Source organism: Agromyces sp. NPDC058104, from assembly GCF_042884835.1.
In the GTDB taxonomy this organism is placed as follows: Bacteria; Actinomycetota; Actinomycetes; order Actinomycetales; family Microbacteriaceae; genus Agromyces.
Window position 1 is genome coordinate 193,379 of the sequence record NZ_JBHVTD010000004.1, and the last position, 24,156, is coordinate 217,534.

Here is a 24,156-nt window from a genome sequence, read left to right on the forward strand (position 1 = left end):
GTGCGCGTTTCGCCTCAGCCCGTCGCAGCACGACGCAGCAGGGGCGGCGCGAGGCGGCGTCGCACGGGCGCGACGGGCTCGGGCAGGACCGAGCCGAGCACGTAGGCGCGCAGGGCCGACCGGAGGGGTGCGCGCCCCGCAGCGTCGCGCAGGGTCCGCGCGCCGAGGATCGCGGCATCGGCCGCCCGGCCGTCGTGCGGCAGCAGCACGGCGTCGGTGATGCCCGCGAACCGGCGCAGCGTCTGCCTGACCTGGGCGTGCGCGTCGATGCCGAGCGCGCTCTGCCTGACCCGGTTGACGACCACGTCGATGCGCTCGGAATCGACGAGCGAACCGAGCTCGTCGAGGCCGCGGAGCAGACGCGAGAGCCCGACCGGATCGGCGAGCCCGATCGCGATCACCCGATCGGCCGACTCCAGCGCGGCGAAGGTCGCGGCGTTGCGCCGGGGCGCGAACTGGTCGCTCGTGATCTCCTCGTCGCGTTCGAGGCTGAACCCGGTGTCGATCACGAGGTACTCGTAGTGCTCGCGCATCGTCGCGAGCGCGCCGCCCACCCGCTCGTGCGAGAGCTCGGGCCATCGGCTCGGCCCGACGAGCCCCGTGAAGACGTCGAAGGAGGCGCGAGGAGCCGAGTAGCGCTGGGCGATGCGCTCGAGCTCGGCGCGGTCGAGCGCTCCGGCGCCGACGAGGCGGCAGGCCGCGGCGAAGCCTGGCGTCTCGTCGAGGAGTCCGAGCACGGGTGCGATGCCGCCGCCGTACGGGTCGGCGTCGACGAGGGCGACCCGATGGCCCGCGGCCGCGAGCTCGGCGGCGACGTTGACCGCGATCGTCGTGCGGCCTGGTGCGCCGGCCGCACCCCAGCAGGCGATCACCCCCTCCGTCGACGAGGCGCCGTCGCCGCCCCCGATGCGCGACGGGACGGCGACCCCGCCCGCCACGAGCGACTCGAACTCGGCCCACTCGGCATCGGCGTCGACGAGCTCGTGCACGCCGAGCGCGCCGGCGTGGGCGCGCTCGACGTCGTTCGCGACGACGCCGACGAGGCGGACGCCGCGCTCGTCGCACGCGGCGAGCAGCTCGGCGCTCAGGGTGCCGCGCCCCGCCCCGACGACCACGACGTCGGGCGCCAGCACGTCGAGGCTCTCGACGACGTCGCGCCAGCCGACCAGCCGGGCGACGACCGCGTGGCCGTGCTCGACGAGGTCGGGCAGGAGCCGATCCTCGGTGGAGGCGTCGAGGGCGAGCGCGAGGCGCGCCATCTCAGTCGCCCGACGATCGCGTCGCGACGAGGTCGATGGCGTCCTCGGCGGCGAGCGCCTCGAGCAGCGCCGCGACCTTCTCGCGCGGGACGAGGAGCTCGACCGACGTGCCCTCGGAGGCCATCATGCCGCTCTGCTCGACGAGCGCGGCGATCTCGGCGCCGCCGACCAGCACCTTCGGTGCCTCGAACCCGCCGCGCTCGGTCGCCTTCGCCGCCCAGACGTCGACCCTCGACCCCGCCTCGAGCCCGCTCGGCAGCGGCCCGCGGCTCGGCACGACGACCGTCGACAGGCCCGTGCGGTCGGCGTCGTCGACCGCAGCGAGCGGCACGAGCTCTCCGGCCTGCACGGTGCGCGTGACCACGAGCGACGAGGCGGGCGCGCCGTCGACGAGCAGATAGTGCCGCTCGCTCGCGCCGAGGCGCACCGCAGCGACGTCGAGGTCGTCGGTCTCGAGCCGGGTGCCCGGCGTGAGCGTGTCACCGGCGACGTAGACCTCGACGGTGTCGTCGAGGCCGGCGACGAGCGCCCAGACCCCGAGCGTCGAGCCGGCGACGAGGACGAGGCCGATGAGGAGCCTGGGATCGAGCCTCACGGCTCCGCGTTCGCCACGGCTGCGAGCGGTCATCGGCACTGCCTCCTGTCGTCGGCGCCCCTGCGCCGGACCCATCGTCGCCCGAACCGCGACGAACGTCCCGAAGTTATCCACAGCGGCACCGGCTCGACCGCGCACCACCCCATCGGGTCGATAATCGAGACATGACCTCACCCGGTTCGGGCGGCGAGATCGGCCGCTTCCTCACGATCGCCGACGCGGCCGAAATCCTCGCCGTCGACGTCGCGGCCGTCGACGGGCTGATCCGCAGCGGCGAGCTCCCGGCCATCCGGGTCGGCACGTCGGGCCCATGGCGCATCGAACGCGCCCAGCTCGAGGTCTGGATCGAGCTCCAGTACGAGGAGACGCGCGTGGGCGTGGCCTGGAACGAGGGCGAGTTCGCGAACGTCACCGAGCTCTCGGGGGCCCGCAGCGGTCGCGTCCGACCCGTCGACTGAGCCGCGCCAGCGGGCCCGCGGTCAGTCGAAACGCACCAGGAGCAGCCGCGAGAGCGGGACGATCCGGTAGCCGTGCACCTCGCGCTCGCGTCGCGCGCTCCCCGGTTCGTGGAGCGCGAGGTCGAGGTGATCGCGCGCGACCCGGTCGATCGTGCCGTGCACGATACCGTCGACGGTCGTGAGCTGCACGGCGGTACGACGACGGCAGAGGTCGCGCAGCACGAACGGCAGGCCGATCCGCTCCGCCAGGCGAACGGATGCCTCGGGCAGCACCGCGAGGCTCGGATCGAGCTGTCCGCGGCCCGGCAGGATCGCGGCGACCGCCGCGAGCGGCACGAGGCACTGCTCGACCGGGCGGCCGTGATGGCGGACCTCCGCGCTCATCCAGTCGCGGCCGAAGCCGACTGGGCGGACGGCGAGCACCGTGCCTCCCGCGAGCTCGATGCGCACGAGCTCCTCGCCGGCTCCCCCGGCGTCGGCGGCACGGGCGATGGCGGCCAGGCGGTCGCGCAGCGTCAGCCGACCGAGCCGGAGGCGCTCCTCCTCGAGCGCGAGGACGCGCTGCTCCTCGTGCTGCTCGCGGTCGAGCTGCGACTCGAGGTCGTCGAACAGCAGGTCCCAGCGCATGCAGCGACGCTACCCCGTGACGCCGGGTGACGGCGGAGTTCTCCACAGACCGAGAAATCTCTTGACACGCTTCGACGCCCTCCCTAAATTTCACTCCAGTGAGTCACGTCTGTCCCCCTCTCGGGGGGTGAGCCTCGTCGCCGTCCCGAACGCCCGGCGACTCCCAGCCCTACTGGAGCAAAGATGACCGTACGCGATGCCGCAGCCGCCCGAACGGCCGCGGTGCAGGGCAGTGCCGCCCGCCACCTCGAGCTCGACGACGACTACTTCGCACGCCAGCCGACGCGGCGCTCCGAGCTCCCCGACCCCGAGCCGCTGCTGCGCAACCTCACGCATTGCGTCCTCGAGTCGCTCGCCGGGGCGCGCGACCTCGAGCAGCTCGCCCGCTGGGTCACCGACGACGTCTACCGCGCCCTGTCGAAGCGGGTCGTGCTCGCCGCGAGGGCTCGCCGGGTCAAGGGCCAGCAGGCGCAGCGCCCCTCGTTCTCGGTCGGCCGCGTGCACCTGCACGAGCCTGCCGAGGGCGTCGTCGAGGCCGTGGTGATGGTGCACCAGCGAGCGCGCTCGCGCGCGGTGGCGATCCGCCTCGAGGGCTTCGACCGGCGCTGGCGCGCGAGCGCCGTCAGCGTGCTCTGAGCCGGGCACTCACTCCCAACTCGCGCGCTCGTCCTCCCTGGGGGCGAGTACGGTGCGCGTCTGCACGTCGAAGGTCCGCACCGGCCGATCGGCCGTCCAGCGCTCCCATCCCGGATCGCCGTGCGTCGCGAACGCGACCCATGCCCCATGCATCTCGCCGGCGAGCGACGCCGGCGCCGCTCCCCCGGTGAGCGCGACCGCATCGTCGGCGTCGAGCCGGTCGAAGACCGCCGGCAGTTCCATGCAGTGGGCCGCCCCGAGCCCCAGACGCGGGCTCGACCAGCCGAACTCGTACACCCAGGTCTCGGCGCCGCGCCCCAGGCGGGCGTCGGCCAGCCGGTTGATCGGGAGGCGGAGCAGGAGATCGGTGGCGAGCGCCCCGAACAGCTCGCCCCGGCTCGCGCCGGGCCGGTTGCGCCGGTAGACGCGCATCGTCGCGCCGCGGATCTTGAAGCTGAGTCGGGCCGCGGCGAGGTGGAGGGCACTGATGCGCGAGGTGAGCCCCGTCGGCTCGAGCCAGAGCCGGGCCTCCTCGCGGGTCGACCCGATGAGCACGGGGATCGCGTCGGCGGCCCCCGCGCCCAGCGCGACCTCGGGGTCGGGAAGACCCTCGCCGGCGGCGAGCGCGAAGCCCGGGCCGCCGGTCACGGGCGTGGTGCCGGCGGTGACGCGCAGCTGCGCCGCCACGAGCTCGGCGGGGGCGACCGAGGCGAAGCCCTCTCGGTCGGCGGCGACGCCGAGGTCCTTCGCGATCAGGCGGGTGATGCGGGCCGCCCGGTCGCGCGGGCGCGCCGCGAGCGGCCCGCTCTGCAGGATGGCCCGGTCGGCGAGCCCGGCGCCGTCGGGGTGCGCGAGCGCGGCCGCGATGAGCGAGGCCCCGGCCGACTGCCCCGCGACGGTGATCCGGCCGGGATCGCCGCCGAACGCGGCGATCTCGCTCCGCACCCAGCGGAGCGCCGCCATGACGTCGAGCAGCCCGAGGTTGAGCGGGGCATCCTCGAGCACCGAGAACCCCTCGGAGCCGACCCGGTAGTTGATCGACACGAAGACGACGCCGTCACGTGCGAACGTGCTCCCGTCGTAGCTGTCGAGGGAGTTCGCACCGCGCGACAGCGCGCCGCCGTGAACCCAGACGAGGACGGGCCGCAGCGTCGGCGCACCGCTCGGGTCGCCCACCTCGTCGAGAGTGGTTCCGTCGACGCGCGCCTCGGTCGACGGCGCCCACACGTTGAGGTTCAGGATCTCGTCGCCCGGCACCTCGATGGAGGGCAGCACCTGCTCGAGTCCGCCGCCGTAGGGCGCCTGCGGCGCCGTGGCGCCCGGTCGCGTGGCGTCCCGCCCGCCCGTCCAGCCGAGGTGAGGCTCGGGTCGCGCGAAGCGCAGGGGCCCGAAGGGCGCTGCCGCATAGGGTACTCCGAGGAAGCGATCGATGCCGTCGACGCGCGAGCCGCGGAGCATCCCACCGCCGACCCGGGCGACCACCGCCTCGTCGGGCTCGTCGATCTCGTCTGCGCGCACCGCGGCCGCATCATCGGGTCGTGACGCCATGTCTCCTCCTCGAGTGGGCGATCCTCCGATCGTAGGGGGCGCTGCGCTCCGTGCGCACTCGGGCGCGCGAGACGACCGCGGCCCGCATGCTCGGAGGAGCATACGGGCCGCGGAGGTCGACGGGGCTCAGCGGCCCTTGCGCTCCTGGGCGCGTCGCTCCGAGCGGTTCTGCGGGGCGACCTCGCCGCCCGCGCGCTGGCCGAAGGCCCCGCGCTCGGTCTCGGCCGCGGGAGCCTGGCTCTCGGCGACCGCGCGCCGCGCACGCTGGGTGGCGGCCTGCTGCACCTGGCCGCGCTGGTTGCGCACCTCGACGCCGCCCGAGTCGCTCGGCGCGGTGTAGCTGAGCTTGTCGTCGGAGGCGCCCTGGCGGCCGAGGCCCTTCGCCTCGATCGTCGCGCCCGAACCGCCCTGCGGTGCGACCTCGACCTCGAGGTTGAACAGGAATCCGACCGTCTCCTCGCGGATGGAGCCCATCATCTGCTGGAACATCGCGAAGCCCTCGCGCTGGTACTCGACCAGCGGGTCGCGCTGGGCCATCGCACGCAGGCCGATGCCGTCCTTCAGGTAGTCCATCTCGTAGAGGTGGTCGCGCCAGCGACGGTCGATGACCGAGAGCACGACGCGGCGCTCGAGCTCGCGCATCGCCGGACTGCCGAGCTGCTCCTCGCGGCGCTGGTAGGCGAGCTTCGCGTCGGAGAGGATCTCGCGGCGCACGAACTCGCGGTTGACGCGGCCCTTCTCGCCGGCCTCGGCGACGACCTCGTCGATCGTGATGCCGACCGGGTAGAGGGTCTTCAGCTCCGTCCAGAGGGCGTCGAAGTCCCACTCGTCGGGGTTGCCCTCGGCGGTGTGCTGCGCGAGCACCTCGTCGATCACGTCCTCGAGGAACTTCTGGGTGCGCTCGTGCAGGTCGTCGCCCTCGAGGATGTGACGGCGGTCGCCGTAGATCGCCTCGCGCTGGCGGTTGAGGACGTCGTCGTACTTCAGCACGTTCTTGCGGATCTCGGCGTTGCGGGCCTCGACCTGCGACTGCGCAGAGCGGATCGCGCGGGAGACGACCTTCGACTCGATGGCGACGTCGTCGGGCACGCCGCGCGACATCAGGCTCTCGGCCGCACCGGCGTTGAACAGCCGCATCAGGTCGTCGGTCAGCGACAGGTAGAAGCGGCTCTCGCCGGGGTCGCCCTGACGGCCCGAGCGACCGCGCAGCTGGTTGTCGATGCGGCGCGACTCGTGGCGCTCGGTGCCGAGCACGTAGAGGCCGCCCGCGGCGAGCACCTTCTCGGCCTCGACGTCGACCTCGGCCTTGACCGCCTCGAACACGCCGTCCCAGGCGGCCTCGTACTCCTCGGGCGTCTCGGCCGGCGAGAGGCCCTTCTCGTGCATCTGCTGCACGGCGATGAACTCGGCGTTGCCGCCGAGCATGATGTCGGTTCCACGGCCGGCCATGTTCGTGGCGACGGTGACCGCGCCGAGGCGACCGGCCTGCGACACGATCGCGGCCTCGCGCGCGTGGTTCTTCGCGTTCAGCACCTCGTGCCGCACGCCCTTCTTGGCGAGCAGGCGCGAGAGGTACTCGCTCTTCTCGACGCTCGTCGTGCCGACGAGCACGGGCTGGCCCTGCTTGTGGCGCTCGACGATGTCTTCCACGACCTGGGCGAACTTGACCTCCTCGTTCTTGTAGACGAGGTCGGACTGGTCGATGCGCACCATCGGCTTGTTCGTCGGGATGGGCACGACGCCGAGCTTGTAGGTCGACATGAACTCGGCCGCCTCGGTCTCGGCGGTACCCGTCATGCCCGAGAGCTTCGAGTAGAGGCGGAAGTAGTTCTGCAGCGTGACGGTCGCGAGCGTCTGGTTCTCGGCCTTGACCTGCACGCCCTCCTTGGCCTCGATCGCCTGGTGGATGCCCTCGTTGTAGCGGCGGCCCACGAGGATGCGGCCGGTGTGCTCGTCGACGATGAGCACCTCGCCGTTCATGACCACGTAGTCCTTGTCGCGCTTGAACAGCGCGTTCGCCTTGATCGAGTTGTTGAGGAACGAGATGAGCGGCGTGTTCGCCGACTCGTAGAGGTTCTCGATGCCCAGGTAGTCTTCGACCTTCTCGATGCCGGGCTCGAGCACGCCGACCGTGCGCTTCTTCTCGTCGACCTCGAAGTCCTCGCCGGGGACGAGCCGCGCAGCGAGTCGCGCGAACTCGGCGAACCAGCGGTTCGCCTCGCCCGAGGCGGGGCCCGAGATGATGAGCGGGGTGCGCGCCTCGTCGATGAGGATCGAGTCGACCTCGTCGACGATCGCGAAGTGGTGGCCGCGCTGCACCATGTCGGAAGCCTGCCACGCCATGTTGTCGCGCAGGTAGTCGAAGCCGAACTCGTTGTTCGTGCCGTACGTGATGTCGGCGGCGTACTGCTCGCGGCGGACCTGCGGGGTCTGGCCGGCCACGATGCATCCGGTCGTCATGCCGAGGGCGCGGAACACGCGGCCCATGAGCTCCGACTGGTAGCTCGCGAGGAAGTCGTTGACGGTGATGACGTGCACGCCACGGCTCGTGAGCGCGTTGAGGTACGCGGCGGTCGTCGCGACGAGCGTCTTGCCCTCACCGGTCTTCATCTCGGCGATGTTGCCGAGGTGGAGCGCCGCGCCGCCCATGAGCTGCACGTCGAAGTGGCGGAGGCCGAGGGTGCGGCGCGACGCCTCTCGGACGGCCGCGAACGCCTCGGGCAGCAGGTCGTCGAGCGACTCGCCGCTCGCGTAGCGCTCGCGGAGCTCGACGGTCTCGTGCTTCAGCTCGTCGTCGCTGAGCGCCAGGAAGCCCTCTTCGAGCGCGTTGATGGCCGCCGCGTAGTTCTCGAGCCGTTTGAGGGTTCGGCCCTCGCCGACGCGGAGGACCTTTTCAAGAATCGAAGCCACGAATGTTCTCCTGTGTTTCATCGGGCGCTGCGTCGTCGGTGCCCGCCTCGGGTGGCGGCGGCGCCCACTGCCGCCTGTCCAGCGGTCATCATAGCCATGCTAGTGGGCCGCAGCCTGAGCGACCCCGCTCCGCATCGTGCGATGCGGAGCGGGGTCGCCGGTTCAGAACATCGGGGCGGTCAGGATGCCACGGGCTCGCGCCCCTTCGTCACGGGGCTGTCGAGCACCGTGTCGGAGTTCTCGTCGAGGCCGATGAGCCCGTAGTCCCAGCCCTTGCGGCGGTAGACCACGCTCGGCCGGTTGGACTCCGCGTCGACGAAGAGGTAGAAGTCGTGACCCACGAGTTCCATGAAGTAGAGCGCGTCGTCGACGGTCATGGGCGTCGACGCGAACACCTTGCGCCTGATCACGACGGGGCTGTAGACCTCGTCCTCCTCCATCCCGTCGGGCTCGGTCACGACGGGGATCGACCCGGTGCGCACCCGCTCGAGCACCTCGGGTGCCGCGGCCTGCACGCCGACGTCGGCGAAGCCGGCATCGGTGGCCTCACGGAGCGAGGTGTGGCGGTGGTTGCCGCCTCGATGGACCTTCCGCCGATCCTTCGCCCTCCTGATGCGTTCGAGCAATCGCCCGAGCGCGACGTCGAACGCCGCGTACTTGTCGGTGCCGTCGGCCTCCGCCCGCACCACCGGCCCCTTGCCGAACAGGGTCAGCTCGACGCGGTCGAGTCCGGGGTTGCCGTTCTTCTCGTTGTGACGGCTGAGCTTCACGTCGAGGGAGATGGCCCGGTCGTTGAGGTGCGTGACCTTCTCGGACTTCTCCGTCGCATAGGCGCGGAAGCGGTCCGTGATCCCCAGGTTTCGTCCGACGATGTTCAGTTCCATGACGACCTCCGTTCACCGGCGTGTCACCCGGTTCTGAAGGGTGGATCGACCACGCCTGTCCTGCCACCGTAGCCCGCTTGACCGCCATTGTCACGGGCCGTTTCCGCAGAGTTCGCCGAGAGCCGAACACGTCGCAACGGCGTCTCCGCGAGCACGGCCGACCCCGCGACCGAACCGCCCGCGGACCGCACGGCGCGAGCGGTCTCGGCGAGAGTCGACCCGGTCGTGAGGATGTCGTCGACCAAGAGGAACCGCCGCCCGTCGAGGCGGTGCGGGGCGACGAGGCCGCCGTGCGCGTTCGCCCGACGCGCGGCCTCGTCGAGGCCGGCCTGGTCGGCGCGATCGCGTGCGAGGCGCAGCACCCGGGCGGAACGGATGCCGCTGCGCGCCAGCAGCAGCTCGACGGGGGCGTAGCCGCGCTCGCGCAGGGCGCGGCGCGTCGACGGCACCGTGCAGATCTCGACGGGGGCGCCGGCCGCCGCCTCGGCGAGCGCGGCGGCGACGGCCGCGCGCAGGGCTCGCGCGAGGGGCCTCGCGGCGTCGGTGCGCCCGCCGTCCTTGAAGGCGGCGATGATCGCGGCGACCGCTCCGGCGTACTCGAGGGACGCGTGGACGACGAGGGACGCGTCGGGGCTCGGGACCGGCCGGGTCACCGCGCGCGGCACGGCGGCGAGCGCGGCGAGGCACACGGCGCACACGGCCCGGTCGAGGGTGCCGCAGCCCGCGCAGTGCACCGGGGCGACCACGGCGAGGCCGTCGAGGGCCGCCTCGCGGACCGCGACGGCGGCACGGGCGATGGGGCGGGCCGGAGACGTCGTCACTCGACGCAGCCTGCCGGGCCCCGCGGGTCGACGGCGCTCGGGAGTCTCGCCGGGCGGCGACCGCCTCGGCCGGGCCGCTGGGGAGGAAGGGTGGGACCGGTCGCGCACGCCCCTGCGGTCGATCGGAGCGCGCCGCTCAGTCGGGCATCTGGGTCGCGACGAAGTCGATGCCTTCGGCCCGGGTCTGCCAGCCGACGCCGCTCTGCACGTCGAGGGTGCCGGCCGAGGTGCGCACGCGGAGATCGCGCTCCCCGTTGCCGGCGTCGAGCTGGACGCCGCCCTCGGGACCGGCGATCGTGTCGGGCACGCCGCCGAGCTCCTGCACGACGAGGCGCGTGTCGCCCCCAGGCAGCGAAGTGAGCGACGCGACCGTGTTCGCGTCGAGCCAGGCCACGTCGCGCGGGGTGCCGGCGAGCGCCGACAGGTTCAGCACGACCGGGCTGAGCGCGACGGGCATGCCGTCGGCGTCGCGTTCGATCGACGCCGCGGCGAAGCGCGTGCCGACGCCGTCGCCCAGCAGCGCGATGATGCGCGTGCCGTCGCGCGACACCTCGAGCGCCGCGATCGTCGACCCCGACCAGGGCACCGGGATCGGGCGCTCGCGCTCCTCCCCGCTCGGCAGGTAGGCGACGAGCTCCCCCGGCGCGGTCGCGGGCACCGACCAGATGACGCCGTGCGGGTCGATGGCGGGCGCGATGAGCCCCTGCCGCGGGTCGCGCACCTCGGCGGCCTCGCCGGGCAGCACGACCGAGACTCCCGCCTGCGTGCGCACGGCCACCGAGCCGGCCTGCGGACCGACCGCCGCGGCCGTCGGGGCGAGCCCCTCGATCTGCGGCGAGATGTCGTCGATCGGTTCGATCTCGTCGCCCGAAGCCGAGAGGTAGCCGAAGCTCGTGCCGTCGTAGACGACCGGCCGCGGATCGACCGGGGGATCGTGCACCGGTGCATCACTGAGCGGTGCGACGTCCTGCACCGCCCCGTCGATCGCGAGCGCGACCTCGTCGACGTTGCGCACGACGCCGATGAGGCTCTCGTCGAGCTGCTCCTGCATGCGCTGCACCGTCAGGACGTCGTCGAACGAGACTCCCGACAGCTCGACGCTCGCGGTGCCGTTCGCGACCGGCACGGCACCCGTCTCGAGCGTGACGCCCTCGGGGAACGCGCTCTCGACGCCCGGCGCGAGCCACTCGGCCGGTCCGGCGAGCAGCGCCCGCACGATGCTCGTCTGGGCGGTGTCGCGGCCGGCGAACCAGCGCAGGTCGGGCACGAGGTAGCGGAAGTCGGGATCGAAGAAGGCGAGCTCGTACGGCCGGAACACGTCGCCGAAGGTGAGCTCGTCGATCAGGATGCCGTCGGGGGCCTCGGCGATGCGCCACTCCCCCTCGACCCGCTCGAGGCGGTACGGCAGTGTCACCTCGGCCGTCGAAGCGGGCAGATCGTACTCGCCGGTCGCGGTGAGCGCGGCCGCGGGGGTCGCGCCTACCGAGACCCGCGTCTCCGCGGCGTCCTCGGGAACCTCGGCGGGCGCCTCGTACGAACGGTCGGCGAGCACGTCGATCGTCGCCCCCGCGCCGGGCTGCCACTCCGCCGCGAATTCGGGGGTCAGGTAGTCCCTCGCCGCTCCGTAGTTGCCGCGCGGGCTCGCGGCGGCCTCGATGAACCCCTGCACGATCAGCTCGGGGTCCGCACCCGCCTGCGGCGGGCGCACGAAGGTGTCGAGCTCGGCCGACTCCTCGACCGGGTCGGGATTGCCGACACCGACGGGTCCCGAGGTCGGCAGCGCGACGCAGCCGCTGAGCAGCGCCGCCATCGCGAGCGCCAGGGATGCCCCGAACGCGCGCCTACGCATCGCGCACCCCCTGCCCCGCAGCATCCGGCGGGCCGCCGCCCGACTCGCCGCCGGGATCGACGGCCGTGACGACGCCCGTCGGCGGCGGCCCGCTCGCGTGCGCGTCGTCGGGCTCGAGCGGCAGCGGCGAGACCACCGACTCGGCCCCGGGTCCGCGGGGCAGCGTGAGCCGGAAGACGGTGCCCGTGCCCCGCCTCGACCAGACGTCGAGGGTGCCCCGGTGGGCGACCGCGTCCTCCAGCGAGATCGCGAGGCCGAGCCCGGTGCCGCCGATGGTGCGGGTGCGGCTCGGATCGGCCCGCCAGAACCGGTCGAACACGCGGGCGCTCTCCTCCTCGGTCATGCCGAGGCCGTAGTCGCGCACCGACAGCGCGATCGCCGTGGGGTTACTGTCGACGGAGACGACGATCGGCCGCCCCTCGCCGTGCTCGATCGCGTTGCCGAGCAGGTTGCGCACGATCCGGCGGATGCGGCGGGGGTCGACCTCGGCGTCGAGGTGGCCGCCGGGGGCGACGAGCCGCAGCTCGCTGCCGTGTTCGCGCGCGAGCTCATGCATCGACTCAATCGCGTCGCCCGCGAGGTGCACGAGGTTCGTCGGCTCGGTCGTGAGCTCGACCGACCCCGCGTCGTAGCGGCTGATCTCGAGGAGGTCGCCGAGCAGCGTCTCGAATCGCTCGGTCTGGGTGTGCAGGAGCTCGACGGTGCGCGAGGTCGGCCCCGGGAAGTCCTCGCGCTGGCCGTAGAGCACGTCGCCCGCCAGGCGGATGGTCGTGAGCGGGGTCCGCAGCTCGTGTGAGACGTCGGAGACGAACCGCTGCTGCATCACCGACAACTCGGCGAGCTCGCGGATGCGCGCCTGCAGGCTGTCGGCCATGCCGTTGAACGACGCCGCGAGCGTCGCGAGCTCGTCCTCGCCCTTCGAGGGCATGCGCACGCCCAGGTCGCCGGCGGCCAGGCGGCGGCTCGTCGCCGCGGCGGTGCGGATCGGCTCGATCACCCAGCGCACCACGAGCAGGGTGATCGCGCTGAGCAGCACGATCAGGGCGATCGCGCCGAGCACGCCCACCGCCTGCATGAATCCGAGGGTCTGCTGCGCGTCGGCGAAGTCGTAGCCGATGTAGAGCTCGTAGTCGCCCGCCCTCGGCACCTCGAGGGTGCTGCCGACCACGACGCCCGGGTCGGTGCCGCCGTCGGCGTTCTCGAGTGCGACGGACTGCCAGAACTGCCCGTCGGGGTTGTCGCGCACGCGTTGCTGCAGCTCGTCGGTGATGACCGCGCTCAGCCGCGGGTCGCCGCGGTCGGGAGGTGCGTCGCGGACCGCGGTGTCGGTCGGCACGCGGAAGTAGGCGATCGAGTTCGAGCCCGAAGTCGTCTGCACCGTGCGCACGGTCGAGGTCATGAGGGACTGGAGCGCGCCGCGGTCGGCCGCTTCTGAGGAGTTCAGGATGCGCTGGGCCGCCACCGTCGCGTTGTTCGCCGCGGCGAGCGACTGGTCGAGCTGGCTCTGGAACAGGTTGGACGCCACGCTGAACGAGATGTACAGGCCGATGAGGAAGATCGCGAGCGAGGAGAGCGCGATGGTGATGACCACCGTGCGGAACTGCAGCGACCGACGCCAGAGCGCGGCCATCCTCCTCGGCAGGTCCCGCCACGAACCCGAGAGCGGGATCGCCGTGGCGGAGGTCTCGGTCATCCGGCCCGTCGCCTAGGTCGTCGCGCCGGCGCGGTAACCGACGCCGCGCACCGTCATGACGATGCGCGGGTTGTCGGGGTCGTGCTCGACCTTCGCGCGCAGCCGCTGCACGTGCACGTTCACGAGCCGGGTGTCGGCCTTGTAGTGGTAGCCCCAGACCTGTTCGAGCAGCATCTCGCGGGTGAACACCTGCTGCGGCTTCGACGCGAGGGTGAGCAGGAGGTCGAACTCGAGCGGGGTGAGGTTGATGCGGGTCTCGCCCCGTCGCACCTCGTGGCCGGCCGCGTCGATGACGAGGTCGCCGATGCCGAGCGTCGCGACGACGGGGTCGGGCGTCGGGCGGAGCCGGGTGCGGATGCGTGCGACGAGCTCCTTCGGGTTGAAGGGCTTCACCATGTAGTCGTCGGCGCCCGACTCGAGGCCCTTCACGACGTCGGCCGTGTCGGACTTCGCCGTCAGCATGATGATCGGCGTGCCCGACTCGGCACGGATGCGGCCGCACACCTCGATGCCGTCCATGCCGGGGAGCATCAGGTCGAGGAGCACGAGGTCGGGCTTCGCCTCGCGGAAGGCGGCGAGGGCGCCCGCGCCGTCGCCGCAGAACACCGGCTCGAAGCCCTCGGTGCGCAGCACGATGCCGATCATCTCGGCGAGGGCCGTGTCGTCGTCGACGACGAGTACGCGTGAAGTCATCCCGTTCATTCCTGTCGGCGCCGAGCGATCCGGCGCGGTCCCGTGTCGGTCCCGTGCGACGCGGCGCGGTCTGGTGGGCTCCAGCGTAGTCGGTCGGCGTGCGCGTCGGCCGAATGTGCGAGCATGGGGACACCCCGCCGGAAGGAGTGCGTACAGGTGTCGGATCACGACTGGCAGGCGCCCGGTACTCCGGCGAGCGGTTCGACTCCCGATGCCCCGGTGCCGCCGCCGTACGGCGCGCCCCCGGCCCCGCCCGTCCCGGGCTACGGTCCCCCGCCCGCGCCGCCGCAGCAGCCCTGGCCCGCCCCGGCGCCCGGTGTCTGGGCGCCGCCGCCGAAGCCCGGCCTCCTTCCGCTGCGCCCGCTGAGCTTCGGCACCCTGCTGTGGGCGCCGTTCCAGGCGCTGCGTCGCAACCCCGCCGCGACGTTCGGCAGCGGGCTCGTGGTGCAGCTCGTCTCGGCGCTGGCGACGCTCGCCGTCGTCGTGCCGTTCATGGTCTTCATCTTCACCCGCGTCGAGAACGCCGCAGCAGAGGACATGGACGCGGTCATGTCGGGCGGGGTCGGCGCGTTCCTCCTCCTCATGCTCGTGCCGATCGCGCTCACGCTCGTCGCGAGTGCGTTCCTCCAGGGGGTCATGGTCGTCGAGGTCGCGACCGGAACCCTCGGGGAGCGCCTCGGGTTCGGCGCGCTCTGGCGCCGGGCCGCCCGCCGTATCTGGCCGCTGCTCGGCTGGACGGCGCTCGTCACCCTGGCGCTGCTCCTCGTCGTCGCCTTCTTCACCGCCGTCATCGTCCTGGCAGCGCTCACCTCTCCCGAGGCCCTCATCGGTGCGGTGCTCCTCACGCTCGTCGGCGCGCTCGGGCTCGCGGTGCTCGGCGCCTGGATCGGCACGAAGCTGTCGATCGTGCCGAGCATCATCGTGCTCGAGAGCGCGGGTATCGGGCAGGCGGTGCGCCGGTCCTGGCGCCTCACCGACGGCTACTTCTGGCGCACGTTCGGCACGCTCCTGCTCGTGGGGCTCATCCTGAACGTCGCGGCGCAGGTCGTCGTGCAGCCGGTCTCGCTCATCGGCACGATCCTCGCCGCGATCATCGACCCGACCGGCGCGGGCGCCGCGCTCGGCATCACGATCGCGACGAGCGTGGTCACCCTCGTGCTGTCGCTGCTCATCGGGGCGATCACCGCGGTCGTGCAGAGCGCGCTCGTCGCGGTGATCTACATCGACCTCCGCATGCGCACCGAGGGACTCGACCTCGAGCTCGCCCGACACGTCGAGCAGCGCGACGCGGGCGCCGCCCCGGCGGGCGACCCGTACGCGCCTCCGCCGCAGGGCGCCCCCACCCCCGCGTTGTCGGCACAGGCTGCTGCGTCGACGCCGCCCACCGGGGCCCGGCCGACGCCGCCCGAGGCGGGCGAGCCCGGGCAGCCGCGGCCCTGACGGTGCTCGCCCTGACTCCGCTCGATCCCGACGCCCCCGAGGCGCGTCGGTGGCTCGAGGACGAACTCTCCAAGCCCGAGTACCAGAACGCGAAGCCGACCGCCTTCGACCTCGCGATGCAGGCCGTCCGCGACTGGTTCGCTGAGCTCTTCAACGGCGCCGGCGGCGTGCCGGCTCCCGTCGTGACGCTCATCGTCGTCCTCGCCGTCGCCGCGATCGTCCTCGTCGCCTTCCTCGTGTTCGGCGTGCCCCGCCTCCGGCGTCGCCGGCACGCCGCCGTCCCGCTCTTCGACGACGGCGACCTGCGCGGCCTCGCCGAGCTCCGGCGGGCGGCAGAGCTGGCCGCGGCGAACGGCGACTGGCCGCTCGCGATCGAGGAGCGCTTCCGCGCGCTCGTCCGCAATACGGTCGACCGAGATCTCGTGCAGGTGCATCCGGGCACCACCGCGCACGCCTTCGCCGCGGCCGCCGCCGCGCCCTTCCCCGCGCACGAGCGCGAGCTCGTCGCGGTCGCCGCCGAGTTCGACGGGGTCCGCTACCTCGGCGGGCAGGGCAGCGCGGCCGGGTACGAGCGGCTGCGCGCGCTCGAAGGCGAGCTCGCCGCGACCCGCCCGGCCGGCGCACCGGAGGCCTCCGGCTCCCCCGCCGAAGCGGAGGCGATCGGATGACGACCGCACCGCCCGCTGCGAGAGCCGCCGACCCCGCAGGACCCGCTCCAGCCGCCGCCATCACGCCGACGTTCCGCGCGAACGTGCGCCGCCGGCGTATCTGGATCGTGTTCGGGGTCGTCCTCGTCGTCGGCGCGGTCCTGCTGCTCGTGCTCCGCGGCGGCGCAGGCGGCGCAGGGCTGCGCCTCGGCGCCGACAATCCGGCGCCGCTCGGGGCGAAGGCGCTCGTCGAGGTCCTCGGCGCCCACGGGGTCGACGTCACGACCGCCGACGACTTCGACACGGCGCTCACGGCGGCGAAGTCCGGCGCGACCGTACTGCTCTTCGACGAGTTCGGCCTGCTCGACGAGCAGCGCCTCGGCAGGCTCGCCATGTTCGCCGACCGGCTCGTCGTGGTCGAGCCGGGCTTCACCGCGCTCGAGGCGCTCGCCCCCGGCGTGCGGCTGGCGGGCGCCGCCTCGGGCGCCCTCGACGACGTCGCATGCGACCTTCCCGCCGCCGAGCGCGCGGGGGCGCTCTCGACCGGCCAGCGCCTGTTCACGATCGACGAAGAGGCGGTCGCCGACGGCTGGGCCGGGTGCTTCCGCGACGGCGAGTACGGCTACGCCCTCGCGACCGGCCCCTCGTCGGGCGACGGGAGACTGGTGCTCGTCGGCGCGACGACCCCGTTCGAGAACGGCCGCATCACCGAGCGCGGCAACGCGGCGCTCGCCATCGGGCTCGCCGGGGCATCCGACGAACTCGTCTGGTACCTGCCCGGCCCGCTCGACGCCGCCCCCGACCAGGCGCCCACGCTCGGCGAGCTCACCCCGGGCTGGGTGAGCCCCGCGCTCGCGCTCGCGGTCGTCGTGACGATCGCCGCCGGCATCTGGCGCGGTCGCCGCTTCGGGCCGCTCGTGGTCGAGAACCTGCCGGTGCACGTCCCCGCGGGCGAGACCTCGGTCGGCCGTGCACGGCTGTACGCCCGCAGCGCCGCTCGCACGCACGCCCTCGACCAGCTGCGTCTCGGCGCGATCGCGCGCATCGCCTCGGCGCTGCGGCTGCCGCGCACGTCCGACGTCGCCGAGATCGCCGCCGCGGCGGCCGCCTCGACCGGGCGAGACCCCGGGCGGGTGCGCGCGGTGCTCGTCGACGCGCTGCCCTCGGGCGACCACGACCTGGTGCGGCTCGCGAGCGAGCTCGACGAGCTCGAGCGCGCCGTGCGTGCGACACTCGCACCAGAGACCTCTGCACCGCAGGCTTCTGCACCGCAGGCTTCTGCACCGCAGGATGCGGACCATCCAGGAAGGCGACCATGACCGACCCGATCGCGAACGAGACGACGGCCCCCCGGGCGGAGACCCCGGCGGCGCCCGCGGCGGGGCCCGCCGAGCAGGCCTCCGCGACGCCCGACGACGAGCTGCGCAGCGCGCTGAACCGCGTCCGCACCGAGGTCGGCAAGGCCGTCGTGGGCCAGGACGGCGCGGTGACCGGCCTCATCATCGCCCTGCTCACGCGCGGCCATGTGCTCCTCGAGGGCGTTCCCGGCGTCGCGAAGACGCTGCTCGTGCGTACGCTCAGCCGGACGCTGCAGCTCGACACACGCCGCCTGCAGTTCACGCCCGACCTCATGCCCGGCGACGTCACGGGGTCGCTCGCCTACGACCCGCGCTCGGGCGAGTTCGCGTTCCGCGATGGGCCGGTGTTCACGAACATCCTCCTCGCCGACGAGATCAACCGCACGCCGCCGAAGACCCAGTCGGCTCTGCTCGAGGCCATGGAGGAGCGCCAGGTCTCGGCCGACGGCGTGACCCGGCCGCTGCCCGACCCGTTCATGGTCGCGGCGACCCAGAACCCGATCGAGTACGAGGGCACCTACGCCCTGCCCGAGGCGCAGCTCGACCGCTTCCTCCTCAAGCTCGTCCTCGAGGTGCCCGAGCGCGAGGCCGAGGTCTCGCTGCTGCGCCGTCACGCCGACGGCTTCGACCCGCACGACCTCGCCGCCGCCGGCGTCACCCCGGTGCTCGGCGCCGACGAGCTCGCGGCGGCCCGACGCGCGGCCGCGGCGGTGCGCGTCGAGGACGACGTGCTCGGCTACCTCGTCGACCTCGCCCGGGCGACCCGGCGCAGCCCGTCGATGCGGCTCGGCGTGAGCCCCCGCGGCACGACCGGGCTGCTCGCCGCCGCGAAGGCCTGGGCGTGGCTCACGGGCTACGAGTCGCTCACCCCCGACCACCTTCAGGCGATGCTGCTGCCGGTCTGGCGCCACCGGGTGCAGCTGCGCCCCGAGGCCGAGCTGGAGGGCGTCTCGGTCGACCAGGTGCTGCGCGGCATCGTGCAGCAGGTGCAGGTGCCGCTCTGAGATGGCGCTGACCGGTCGATTCGCGCTGCTCGTCGCCCTCGGGGTCGTCCCCGTCGTGGTGGCGGGCATCTCGAGCGCGCCCCTCGCATGGCTCGCGCTCGTCGGGTGGCTCCTGCTCGTCATCGGCGCGGGGGTCGTCGACCTCTCGCTCGCGGGCTCGCCGCGCGCGGTGGCGTTCACCCGCGAGCTGCCCGACCGCGTGCGGCTCGGCGAACCGGTCGCCTCCGGGCTCTCGGTGCAGAACCTCGGCGGCCGGATGCTCCGCGCCACCGTCCGCGACGGCTGGGAGCCCTCGGCCGGGGTCGCCGGAACGAACCGCACCCGTCTCGCGATCCCGCCGGGCGAGCGCCGCCGCATGACGCTCCACTTCGTGCCGACCCGGCGCGGCGATCGCCGCACCGAGCAGGTGACGATCCGCTCGGCCGGCCCGCTCGGGCTGTGGGCGCGGCAGGCGACCCTCGCGGCGCCGGGCCGCGTGCGGGTGCTGCCGCCGTTCCACTCGCGGGTGCACCTGCCGTCGCGACTGACCCGGCTGCGCGAGCTCGACGGGCGGACCCCCCTCCTCATCCGCGGCCAGGGCACCGAGTTCGACTCGATCCGCGAGTACGTCCGCGGCGACGACGTGCGCTCCATCGACTGGCGGGCGACCGCTCGGCACATCGACCCCGAGGTACCGGGCAACACCCGGCTCATGGTCCGGACCTGGCGCCCCGAGCGCGACCGGAGGATCGTGATCGTTGCCGACACCTCCCGCACCGCGGCGGCGCGCATCGCCGACGAGCCGCGGCTCGACACGAGCTACGAGGCCTCGCTCCTGCTGGCAGCGCTCGCCTCGCACGCGGGCGACCGGGTCGACTTCCTCGCGACCGACCGCCGCCTGCGCGGGCGGGTGCACGGCGCGAGCGGGCCCGACCTCCTCGCCCGGATGGTCGACACCATGGCGGGCATCGACGCCGAGCTCGTCGAAGCCGATTGGGCCCTCGTACCGGGTCAGGTGCGGGCGGTGACGAGCCGCCACGCCTTCGTCGTGCTGCTGACGGCGGCCGACTCCCCCGGTTCCGCCCGCGGCCTGCTCTCGGTGCTGCCGCAGCTCACCTCCCGGCACACCGTCGTCGTCGCCTCCGTCGCCGACCCGGCCCTGATCGAGACGAGCCGGCTGCGCGGCGACCTCGACGAGGTCTACGGAGCAGCGGCCGCGGAGCGCGGCCTGCTCGACGGCGAGCGGGTCGGCGCCGCGATCCGCCGGCTCGGCGCGCAGACGGTCACCGCGGCGCCGCACGAGCTGCCCCCGGCGCTCGCCGACCGCTACCTCGAGCTCAAGGCGACCGGCCGCCTCTGAGCCGCCGCGACGTCTCGCGGCGTCACGCGGCGCCGTTTTCGAACATTCGCGCGGGGTTCACCGTCCGGTGACGGCCGACTCGCTACGCTCTGGGAGGCGCCGATGAGGCAGCGCCACGCTCGAGCGGTCGCCACCGGCGCCGCCACCCTACGAAAGGGACATCCTTGTCTGACACCGCATCCGCCGTCGCCCCGTCGCCTGCACCCGTCGTCGCCGGCCCGTCGACCACCCAGCGACTCATCGCCGAGCTCCTCGGCACGTTCATCCTCGTCTTCGGCGTGATCGGCGCGGCGATCTTCTCGTCCGCCGACACCGGCCTCCTCGGCGTGGCCTTCGCCCTCGGCCTGTCGGTCGTCGTCGGCGTCTACGCCTTCGGCCCGATCTCGGGCGGCCACTTCAACCCGGCCGTCACGCTCGGCCTCGCGATCGCCGGCCGCTTCGCGTGGAAGGACGTGCTCGGCTACCTCGCGGCCCAGGTCGTCGGCGGCATCCTCGGCTCCGTGGTGCTGCTCGGCATCCTCTCGACCGGGCCCGTGTTCGACATCGCCGTCTTCCGCAGCGTGTCGACCGGGTACGACGAGCTCTCGCCGAACGGGTTCGGCCTCGGCTCGTTCCTCATCGCCGAGATCGTCGCGACCGCGATCTTCCTCTTCGTCATCCTTGGCGTGACCTCGGCCGGCCGTGCGGCGTCGAACCTCGCCCCGCTCGCCATCGGCCTCACCCTCACCGTGCTCGTGCTCGTCGCCGGCCCGGTCTCGAACGGCTCGTTCAACCCGGCGCGTTCGATCGCGACCGCGATCTTCGGCGGCACCGAGGCGCTCACGCAGCTCTGGGCGTCGATCGTCGCGCCGATCGTCGGCGCACTGCTCGCCGGCGTCGTCTACAAGGCGGTCTTCGACCGTCCGGTAAAGCTCACCGCGTAGGCTCGCTCGGGCCGCGCGCCCGCATCGCACGACGGCGGATGTCCCACCACGGGGCATCCGCCTTCGTCGTATCGGATCAGCCGGAGACGACCCGCGTGGCGCCGGCGTCGAACGCGGCGAGATCACCGGTCGCCCCTGCGCGCCGGGCGCGGCCGCCGATCACCAGCATGTAGAAGAGGAACCCGCCGAGCGCGAGCGCGCCGATGCCGATCTTGACCGCCCACGGCCACGGCGCCGGGGTGACGAAGCCCTCGATCAGGCCGGCGACGAAGAGGAAGAACACGAGCCCGATGGCCACGGTGAACAGGGCCCGGGCGTCGGCGGCGAGTGCGACGCCGCGGGGCCGGGGCCCCGGCGCGACCCAGGCCCAGAAGATGCGCAGGCCGGCCGCGGCGGCGACGAACACGCACGTGAGCTCGAGCAGTCCGTGCGGCGCGATGTAGAGGAAGAACGTGTCGGCCTCGTCGTACGCGAACATGATCGCGGCGTTCACCCCGAGGTTCTGCGCGTTCTGCATGATCACCCACGGCACCCAGACGCCGAGCACGCCGAAGGCCACGCACTGCGCGGCGATCCACGCGTTGTTCGTCCAGACGGAGCCGGCGAACGAGCCCGCCGGGTGCTCCGAGTAGTAGGCCGCGAAGCCCTCCTCGGCGATCTGGCGCAGCTCGCGCTCCGAACCGACGTTCGCGAGCGCGCGCGGGTCGCCGCCGATCCACCAGGCGTACAGCGCCGCGATCAGGAACGTCGCCACGGCGACCGCGAGGGTCAGCCAGCGGATGCGGTAGAGCGCCGCCGGCAGGTCGACCGCGGCGAACCGGGTGAGCTGGCGCAGCGGGTTCTCTGGCGCGCCCGTGAACCGCAGCCGGGCACGGGCGAGCGAGAGCGAGAGCCGGTCGCCGAGCGCGGTCGACCCGGCCGTCGACTTCACGAGCGAGAGGTCGGATGCCCCGGCCTGGTACCGCTCGATGAGCTCGTCGGTCTCGGGCCCGCTGAGGCGCGAGTCGCGCGCGAGCGCGTCGAGCCGCTGCCAGTCGTCACGGCGGGCTGAGGCGAGCGCTTCGAGGTCCATCTGCTTGAATACTACCCATGGCCGAATCGACCGCGGAGCCCGTCCGGCTCGCCCGTTTCGACGACGACGGCGTACTCACCGGCGAGGCGGTCGGCCTCGACCTGCGGCCCGCGAGCGCCCTCATCCGATCGGGCGGCGCCGCGATCGACGTGCTCGTGAGCCTCGCCCTCCTCATCGGCCTCGTCTTCCTGCTCGCCGGCCTCGGGGTCGACGAGGCCGCCTTCCGCGCAGTGTTCATCACCGGGCTGGTGACGGTGCTCGTCGTGGTGCCGACGACCGTCGAGACGGCCACGCGGGGCCGCTCGCTCGGCAAGCTCGCTCTCGGGCTCCGCGTCGTGCGCGACGACGGCGGGGCGATCGGCTTCCGGCACGCCTTCATCCGGGCGCTCGTCGGGGTCGTCGAGATCTACATGACCTTCGGCGGGCTCGCGGTGCTCGTCGGGTTCCTGAATCCGTCGTCGAAGCGGCTCGGCGATCTCCTCGCGGGCACGCACGGCCAGGTCGAGCGCGTGCCCGTGCCGCCGTCGACGGCGTTCGGAGTGCCGGCCGAGCTCGCCGCGTGGGCGTCGATCGCCGACATCGGGCGCCTCCCCGATCCGCTCGCCCGCAGGGTCGCGTCGTTCTTCCAGAACGCGCCGCACCTCGCTCCGGCGAGCCGTGACCGTGTCGCGGCGTCGCTCGCGGCCGAGGTCGCCCCTTACGTCTCCCCGGTGCCCGCGGCACCGGCCGAGCGCTTCCTCGCCGGGGTCGCGGCGCTCCGGCGCGAACGAGACCTCGCCGCGCTCGACCTCGAGGCCGAGCGCATGGCCGCACTCGGCCCCGTGCTCACGGCGACCCCGCCCGGCTTTCCCCGGCGCTGAGGCCGGCGCCGGGGCATCCGCCCGTCAGTAGCGGTAGTGGTCGACCTTGTACGGGCCCTCGACCGGCACGCCGATGTAGGCGGCCTGTTCGGGGCTGAGCTCGGTGAGCACGACGCCGAGCGATTCGAGGTGGAGCCGCGCGACCTTCTCGTCGAGGTGCTTCGGCAGCACGTAGACGCCGATCGGGTACTCGGAGGGGCGGGTCCAGAGCTCGATCTGGGCGAGCACCTGGTTGGTGAAGGAGTTCGACATCACGAACGACGGGTGACCCGTCGCGTTGCCGAGGTTCATGAGCCGGCCCTCGCTCAGCACCAGGATCGACCGGCCCGTCGGCAGCCGCCACTCGTGCACCTGCGGCTTGATCTCGACCTTCTCGGCGCCCTCGAGCGCCTCGAGCGCGGCCATGTCGATCTCGTTGTCGAAGTGGCCGACGTTCGAGACGATCGCGAGGTGCTTCATCTCGAGCATGTGCTCGAGCCGGAGCACGTCCTTGTTGCCGGTGCAGGTGACGAAGATGTCGACCTCGCCGACCACGTCCTCGACGCGGGCGACCTGGTAGCCGTCCATCGCGGCCTGCAGCGCGCAGATCGGGTCGACCTCGCTCACGATGACGCGGGCGCCCTGGCCGCGCAGGGCCTCGGCGGCGCCCTTGCCGACGTCGCCGTAGCCGACCACGAACGCGACCTTGCCGCCCATGAGCACGTCGGTCGCGCGGTTCAGCCCGTCGGGCAGCGAGTGGCGGATGCCGTACTTGTTGTCGAACTTCGACTTCGTCACCGAGTCGTTGACGTTGATCGCCGGGAAGAGGAGCCCGCCCTCGGCGTGCAGTTCGTACAGCCGGTGCACGCCGGTCGTGGTCTCCTCGGTGACGCCCGTGAGCTCGGCGGCGATGCGGGTCCAGCGGTCGGGGCTCAGCTCGAGCGAACGGCGCAGGGTGTCGAGGATGACGCGGTACTCGCCGCTGTCGGCCGCGGATGCCTCGGGCACGGCGCCTGCGGCCTCGAAGTCGCGGCCGCGGTGCACGAGCAGCGTCGCGTCGCCGCCGTCGTCGAGGATCAGGTTCGGGCCGATCCAGTCGGCGCCCGCCGCGGCGGCCTCGGCCGACCAGTCGAAGATACGATCGGTGCACCACCAGTACTCGTCGAGGGTCTCGCCCTTCCACGCGAACACGGGCACGCCCTTCGGCTCGTCGACGGTGCCCTCGGGGCCGACGACGACCGCGGCGGCCGCCTCGTCCTGCGTGGAGAAGATGTTGCAGCTCGCCCAGCGCACCTGCGCGCCGAGCGCCACGAGCGTCTCGATGAGGACCGCCGTCTGCACCGTCATGTGGAGGCTGCCGGCGATGCGCGCTCCCGCGAGCGGCTTGGACCGGCCGAACTCCGCGCGCAGCGCCATGAGGCCCGGCATCTCGTTCTCGGCGAGCCGGAGCTGGTGGCGCCCCGCCTCGGCGAGCGAGAGGTCGGCGACCTTGTACGGGAGGGCGGTGGCGGTGGCGGTGGCGGGCAGCGAGCTCATGCCGTCCATTCTCGCAGCATCGCCG

At 73.2% G+C, this 24,156-nt stretch carries 21 protein-coding genes; 9 read left to right on the top strand and 12 right to left on the bottom strand.

Translation table 11 applies throughout. The features are described 5' to 3' along the window. Positions 1-14: 14 nt before the first annotated feature. Positions 15-1,259: a CpaE family protein gene (locus ACFVTH_RS18330; RefSeq protein ID WP_387094089.1), complete on the bottom strand. Its 1,245-nt coding sequence runs from the start codon at positions 1,257-1,259 to the stop codon at positions 15-17. 1 nt (position 1,260) lies between these two features. Next, positions 1,261-1,887, bottom strand: a complete 627-nt coding sequence (locus tag ACFVTH_RS18335) for a hypothetical protein (protein WP_387094091.1) — start codon at positions 1,885-1,887, stop codon at positions 1,261-1,263. A gap of 131 nt (positions 1,888-2,018) precedes the next feature. Here ACFVTH_RS18335 and ACFVTH_RS18340 point away from each other — a divergent pair, with 131 nt between their 5' ends. After that, positions 2,019-2,312 (top strand): helix-turn-helix domain-containing protein, encoded by a 294-nt coding sequence (locus ACFVTH_RS18340; protein WP_387094094.1) that lies wholly within the window; start codon positions 2,019-2,021, stop codon positions 2,310-2,312. 21 nt (positions 2,313-2,333) lie between these two features. Here ACFVTH_RS18340 and ACFVTH_RS18345 read toward each other — a convergent pair whose 3' ends face one another. Further along, positions 2,334-2,939, bottom strand: a complete 606-nt coding sequence (locus tag ACFVTH_RS18345) for a hypothetical protein (RefSeq protein WP_387094096.1) — start codon at positions 2,937-2,939, stop codon at positions 2,334-2,336. Positions 2,940-3,122: 183 nt separating this feature from the next. On the opposite strand from ACFVTH_RS18345, the gene ACFVTH_RS18350 reads away from it, so the two are divergent. Next, positions 3,123-3,575, top strand: coding sequence for an Rv3235 family protein (locus ACFVTH_RS18350; protein ID WP_387094099.1), 453 nt, complete (start codon positions 3,123-3,125; stop codon positions 3,573-3,575). 9 nt (positions 3,576-3,584) lie between these two features. On the opposite strand, the gene ACFVTH_RS18355 is transcribed toward ACFVTH_RS18350, so the two are convergent. From ACFVTH_RS18355 to mtrA, 7 genes are all read right to left on the bottom strand, one after another. Then, complete coding sequence (locus ACFVTH_RS18355) at positions 3,585-5,123, bottom strand: carboxylesterase/lipase family protein (RefSeq protein ID WP_387094102.1); 1,539 nt, start codon at positions 5,121-5,123, stop codon at positions 3,585-3,587. A gap of 126 nt (positions 5,124-5,249) precedes the next feature. Beyond that, positions 5,250-8,033 (bottom strand): preprotein translocase subunit SecA, encoded by a 2,784-nt coding sequence (gene secA / locus ACFVTH_RS18360; RefSeq protein WP_387094105.1) that lies wholly within the window; start codon positions 8,031-8,033, stop codon positions 5,250-5,252. A 179-nt stretch (positions 8,034-8,212) separates the two neighbouring features. Beyond that, positions 8,213-8,917, bottom strand: coding sequence for a ribosome hibernation-promoting factor, HPF/YfiA family (hpf, locus tag ACFVTH_RS18365; protein WP_387094108.1), 705 nt, complete (start codon positions 8,915-8,917; stop codon positions 8,213-8,215). 23 nt (positions 8,918-8,940) lie between these two features. Next, positions 8,941-9,738 carry a ComF family protein gene (locus ACFVTH_RS18370; protein ID WP_387094111.1) on the bottom strand — a complete coding sequence of 266 codons (798 nt, stop codon included), beginning with the start codon at positions 9,736-9,738 and terminating at the stop codon, positions 8,941-8,943. Positions 9,739-9,874: 136 nt separating this feature from the next. After that, positions 9,875-11,587 (bottom strand): GerMN domain-containing protein, encoded by a 1,713-nt coding sequence (locus ACFVTH_RS18375; RefSeq protein ID WP_387094114.1) that lies wholly within the window; start codon positions 11,585-11,587, stop codon positions 9,875-9,877. Then, positions 11,580-13,280, bottom strand: a complete 1,701-nt coding sequence (gene mtrB, locus ACFVTH_RS18380) for an MtrAB system histidine kinase MtrB (RefSeq protein WP_387094118.1) — start codon at positions 13,278-13,280, stop codon at positions 11,580-11,582. The genes ACFVTH_RS18375 and mtrB overlap by 8 nt, the downstream gene beginning before the upstream one ends. Before the next feature lie 12 nt (positions 13,281-13,292). Then, the gene (mtrA, locus tag ACFVTH_RS18385) at positions 13,293-13,973 is read right to left on the bottom strand and encodes an MtrAB system response regulator MtrA (protein WP_386937406.1); all 681 of its coding nucleotides are present in this window, start codon (positions 13,971-13,973) and stop codon (positions 13,293-13,295) included. Positions 13,974-14,129: 156 nt separating this feature from the next. Between mtrA and ACFVTH_RS18390 the strand changes: the two genes are divergently transcribed. The 6 genes from ACFVTH_RS18390 to ACFVTH_RS18415 all read left to right on the top strand — a co-directional run bounded on the left by ACFVTH_RS18390 (position 14,130) and on the right by ACFVTH_RS18415 (position 20,684). Beyond that, positions 14,130-15,413: a hypothetical protein gene (locus ACFVTH_RS18390; protein WP_387094121.1), complete on the top strand. Its 1,284-nt coding sequence runs from the start codon at positions 14,130-14,132 to the stop codon at positions 15,411-15,413. A gap of 2 nt (positions 15,414-15,415) precedes the next feature. Continuing rightward, positions 15,416-16,081 carry a DUF4129 domain-containing protein gene (locus ACFVTH_RS18395; RefSeq protein ID WP_387094124.1) on the top strand — a complete coding sequence of 222 codons (666 nt, stop codon included), beginning with the start codon at positions 15,416-15,418 and terminating at the stop codon, positions 16,079-16,081. Further along, the gene (locus ACFVTH_RS18400; RefSeq protein WP_387094127.1) at positions 16,078-17,379 is read left to right on the top strand and encodes a DUF4350 domain-containing protein; all 1,302 of its coding nucleotides are present in this window, start codon (positions 16,078-16,080) and stop codon (positions 17,377-17,379) included. Before ACFVTH_RS18395 ends, ACFVTH_RS18400 begins: the two co-directional genes overlap by 4 nt. Then, positions 17,376-18,422, top strand: coding sequence for an AAA family ATPase (locus ACFVTH_RS18405; RefSeq protein ID WP_387094130.1), 1,047 nt, complete (start codon positions 17,376-17,378; stop codon positions 18,420-18,422). Before ACFVTH_RS18400 ends, ACFVTH_RS18405 begins: the two co-directional genes overlap by 4 nt. A 1-nt stretch (position 18,423) precedes the next feature. Continuing rightward, complete coding sequence (locus ACFVTH_RS18410) at positions 18,424-19,761, top strand: DUF58 domain-containing protein (protein ID WP_387094133.1); 1,338 nt, start codon at positions 18,424-18,426, stop codon at positions 19,759-19,761. A gap of 164 nt (positions 19,762-19,925) precedes the next feature. Then, positions 19,926-20,684, top strand: a complete 759-nt coding sequence (locus ACFVTH_RS18415) for an aquaporin (RefSeq protein WP_387094135.1) — start codon at positions 19,926-19,928, stop codon at positions 20,682-20,684. 76 nt (positions 20,685-20,760) lie between these two features. Here ACFVTH_RS18415 and ACFVTH_RS18420 read toward each other — a convergent pair whose 3' ends face one another. Further along, positions 20,761-21,756, bottom strand: coding sequence for a stage II sporulation protein M (locus tag ACFVTH_RS18420; protein ID WP_387094137.1), 996 nt, complete (start codon positions 21,754-21,756; stop codon positions 20,761-20,763). 17 nt (positions 21,757-21,773) lie between these two features. Here ACFVTH_RS18420 and ACFVTH_RS18425 point away from each other — a divergent pair, with 17 nt between their 5' ends. Continuing rightward, positions 21,774-22,616 carry an RDD family protein gene (locus ACFVTH_RS18425; protein ID WP_387094140.1) on the top strand — a complete coding sequence of 281 codons (843 nt, stop codon included), beginning with the start codon at positions 21,774-21,776 and terminating at the stop codon, positions 22,614-22,616. A 24-nt stretch (positions 22,617-22,640) separates the two neighbouring features. Here the strand turns inward: ACFVTH_RS18425 and ahcY are convergent, their stop codons facing one another. Continuing rightward, positions 22,641-24,131, bottom strand: coding sequence for an adenosylhomocysteinase (gene ahcY / locus ACFVTH_RS18430; protein ID WP_387094143.1), 1,491 nt, complete (start codon positions 24,129-24,131; stop codon positions 22,641-22,643). Positions 24,132-24,156: the final 25 nt, after the last annotated feature.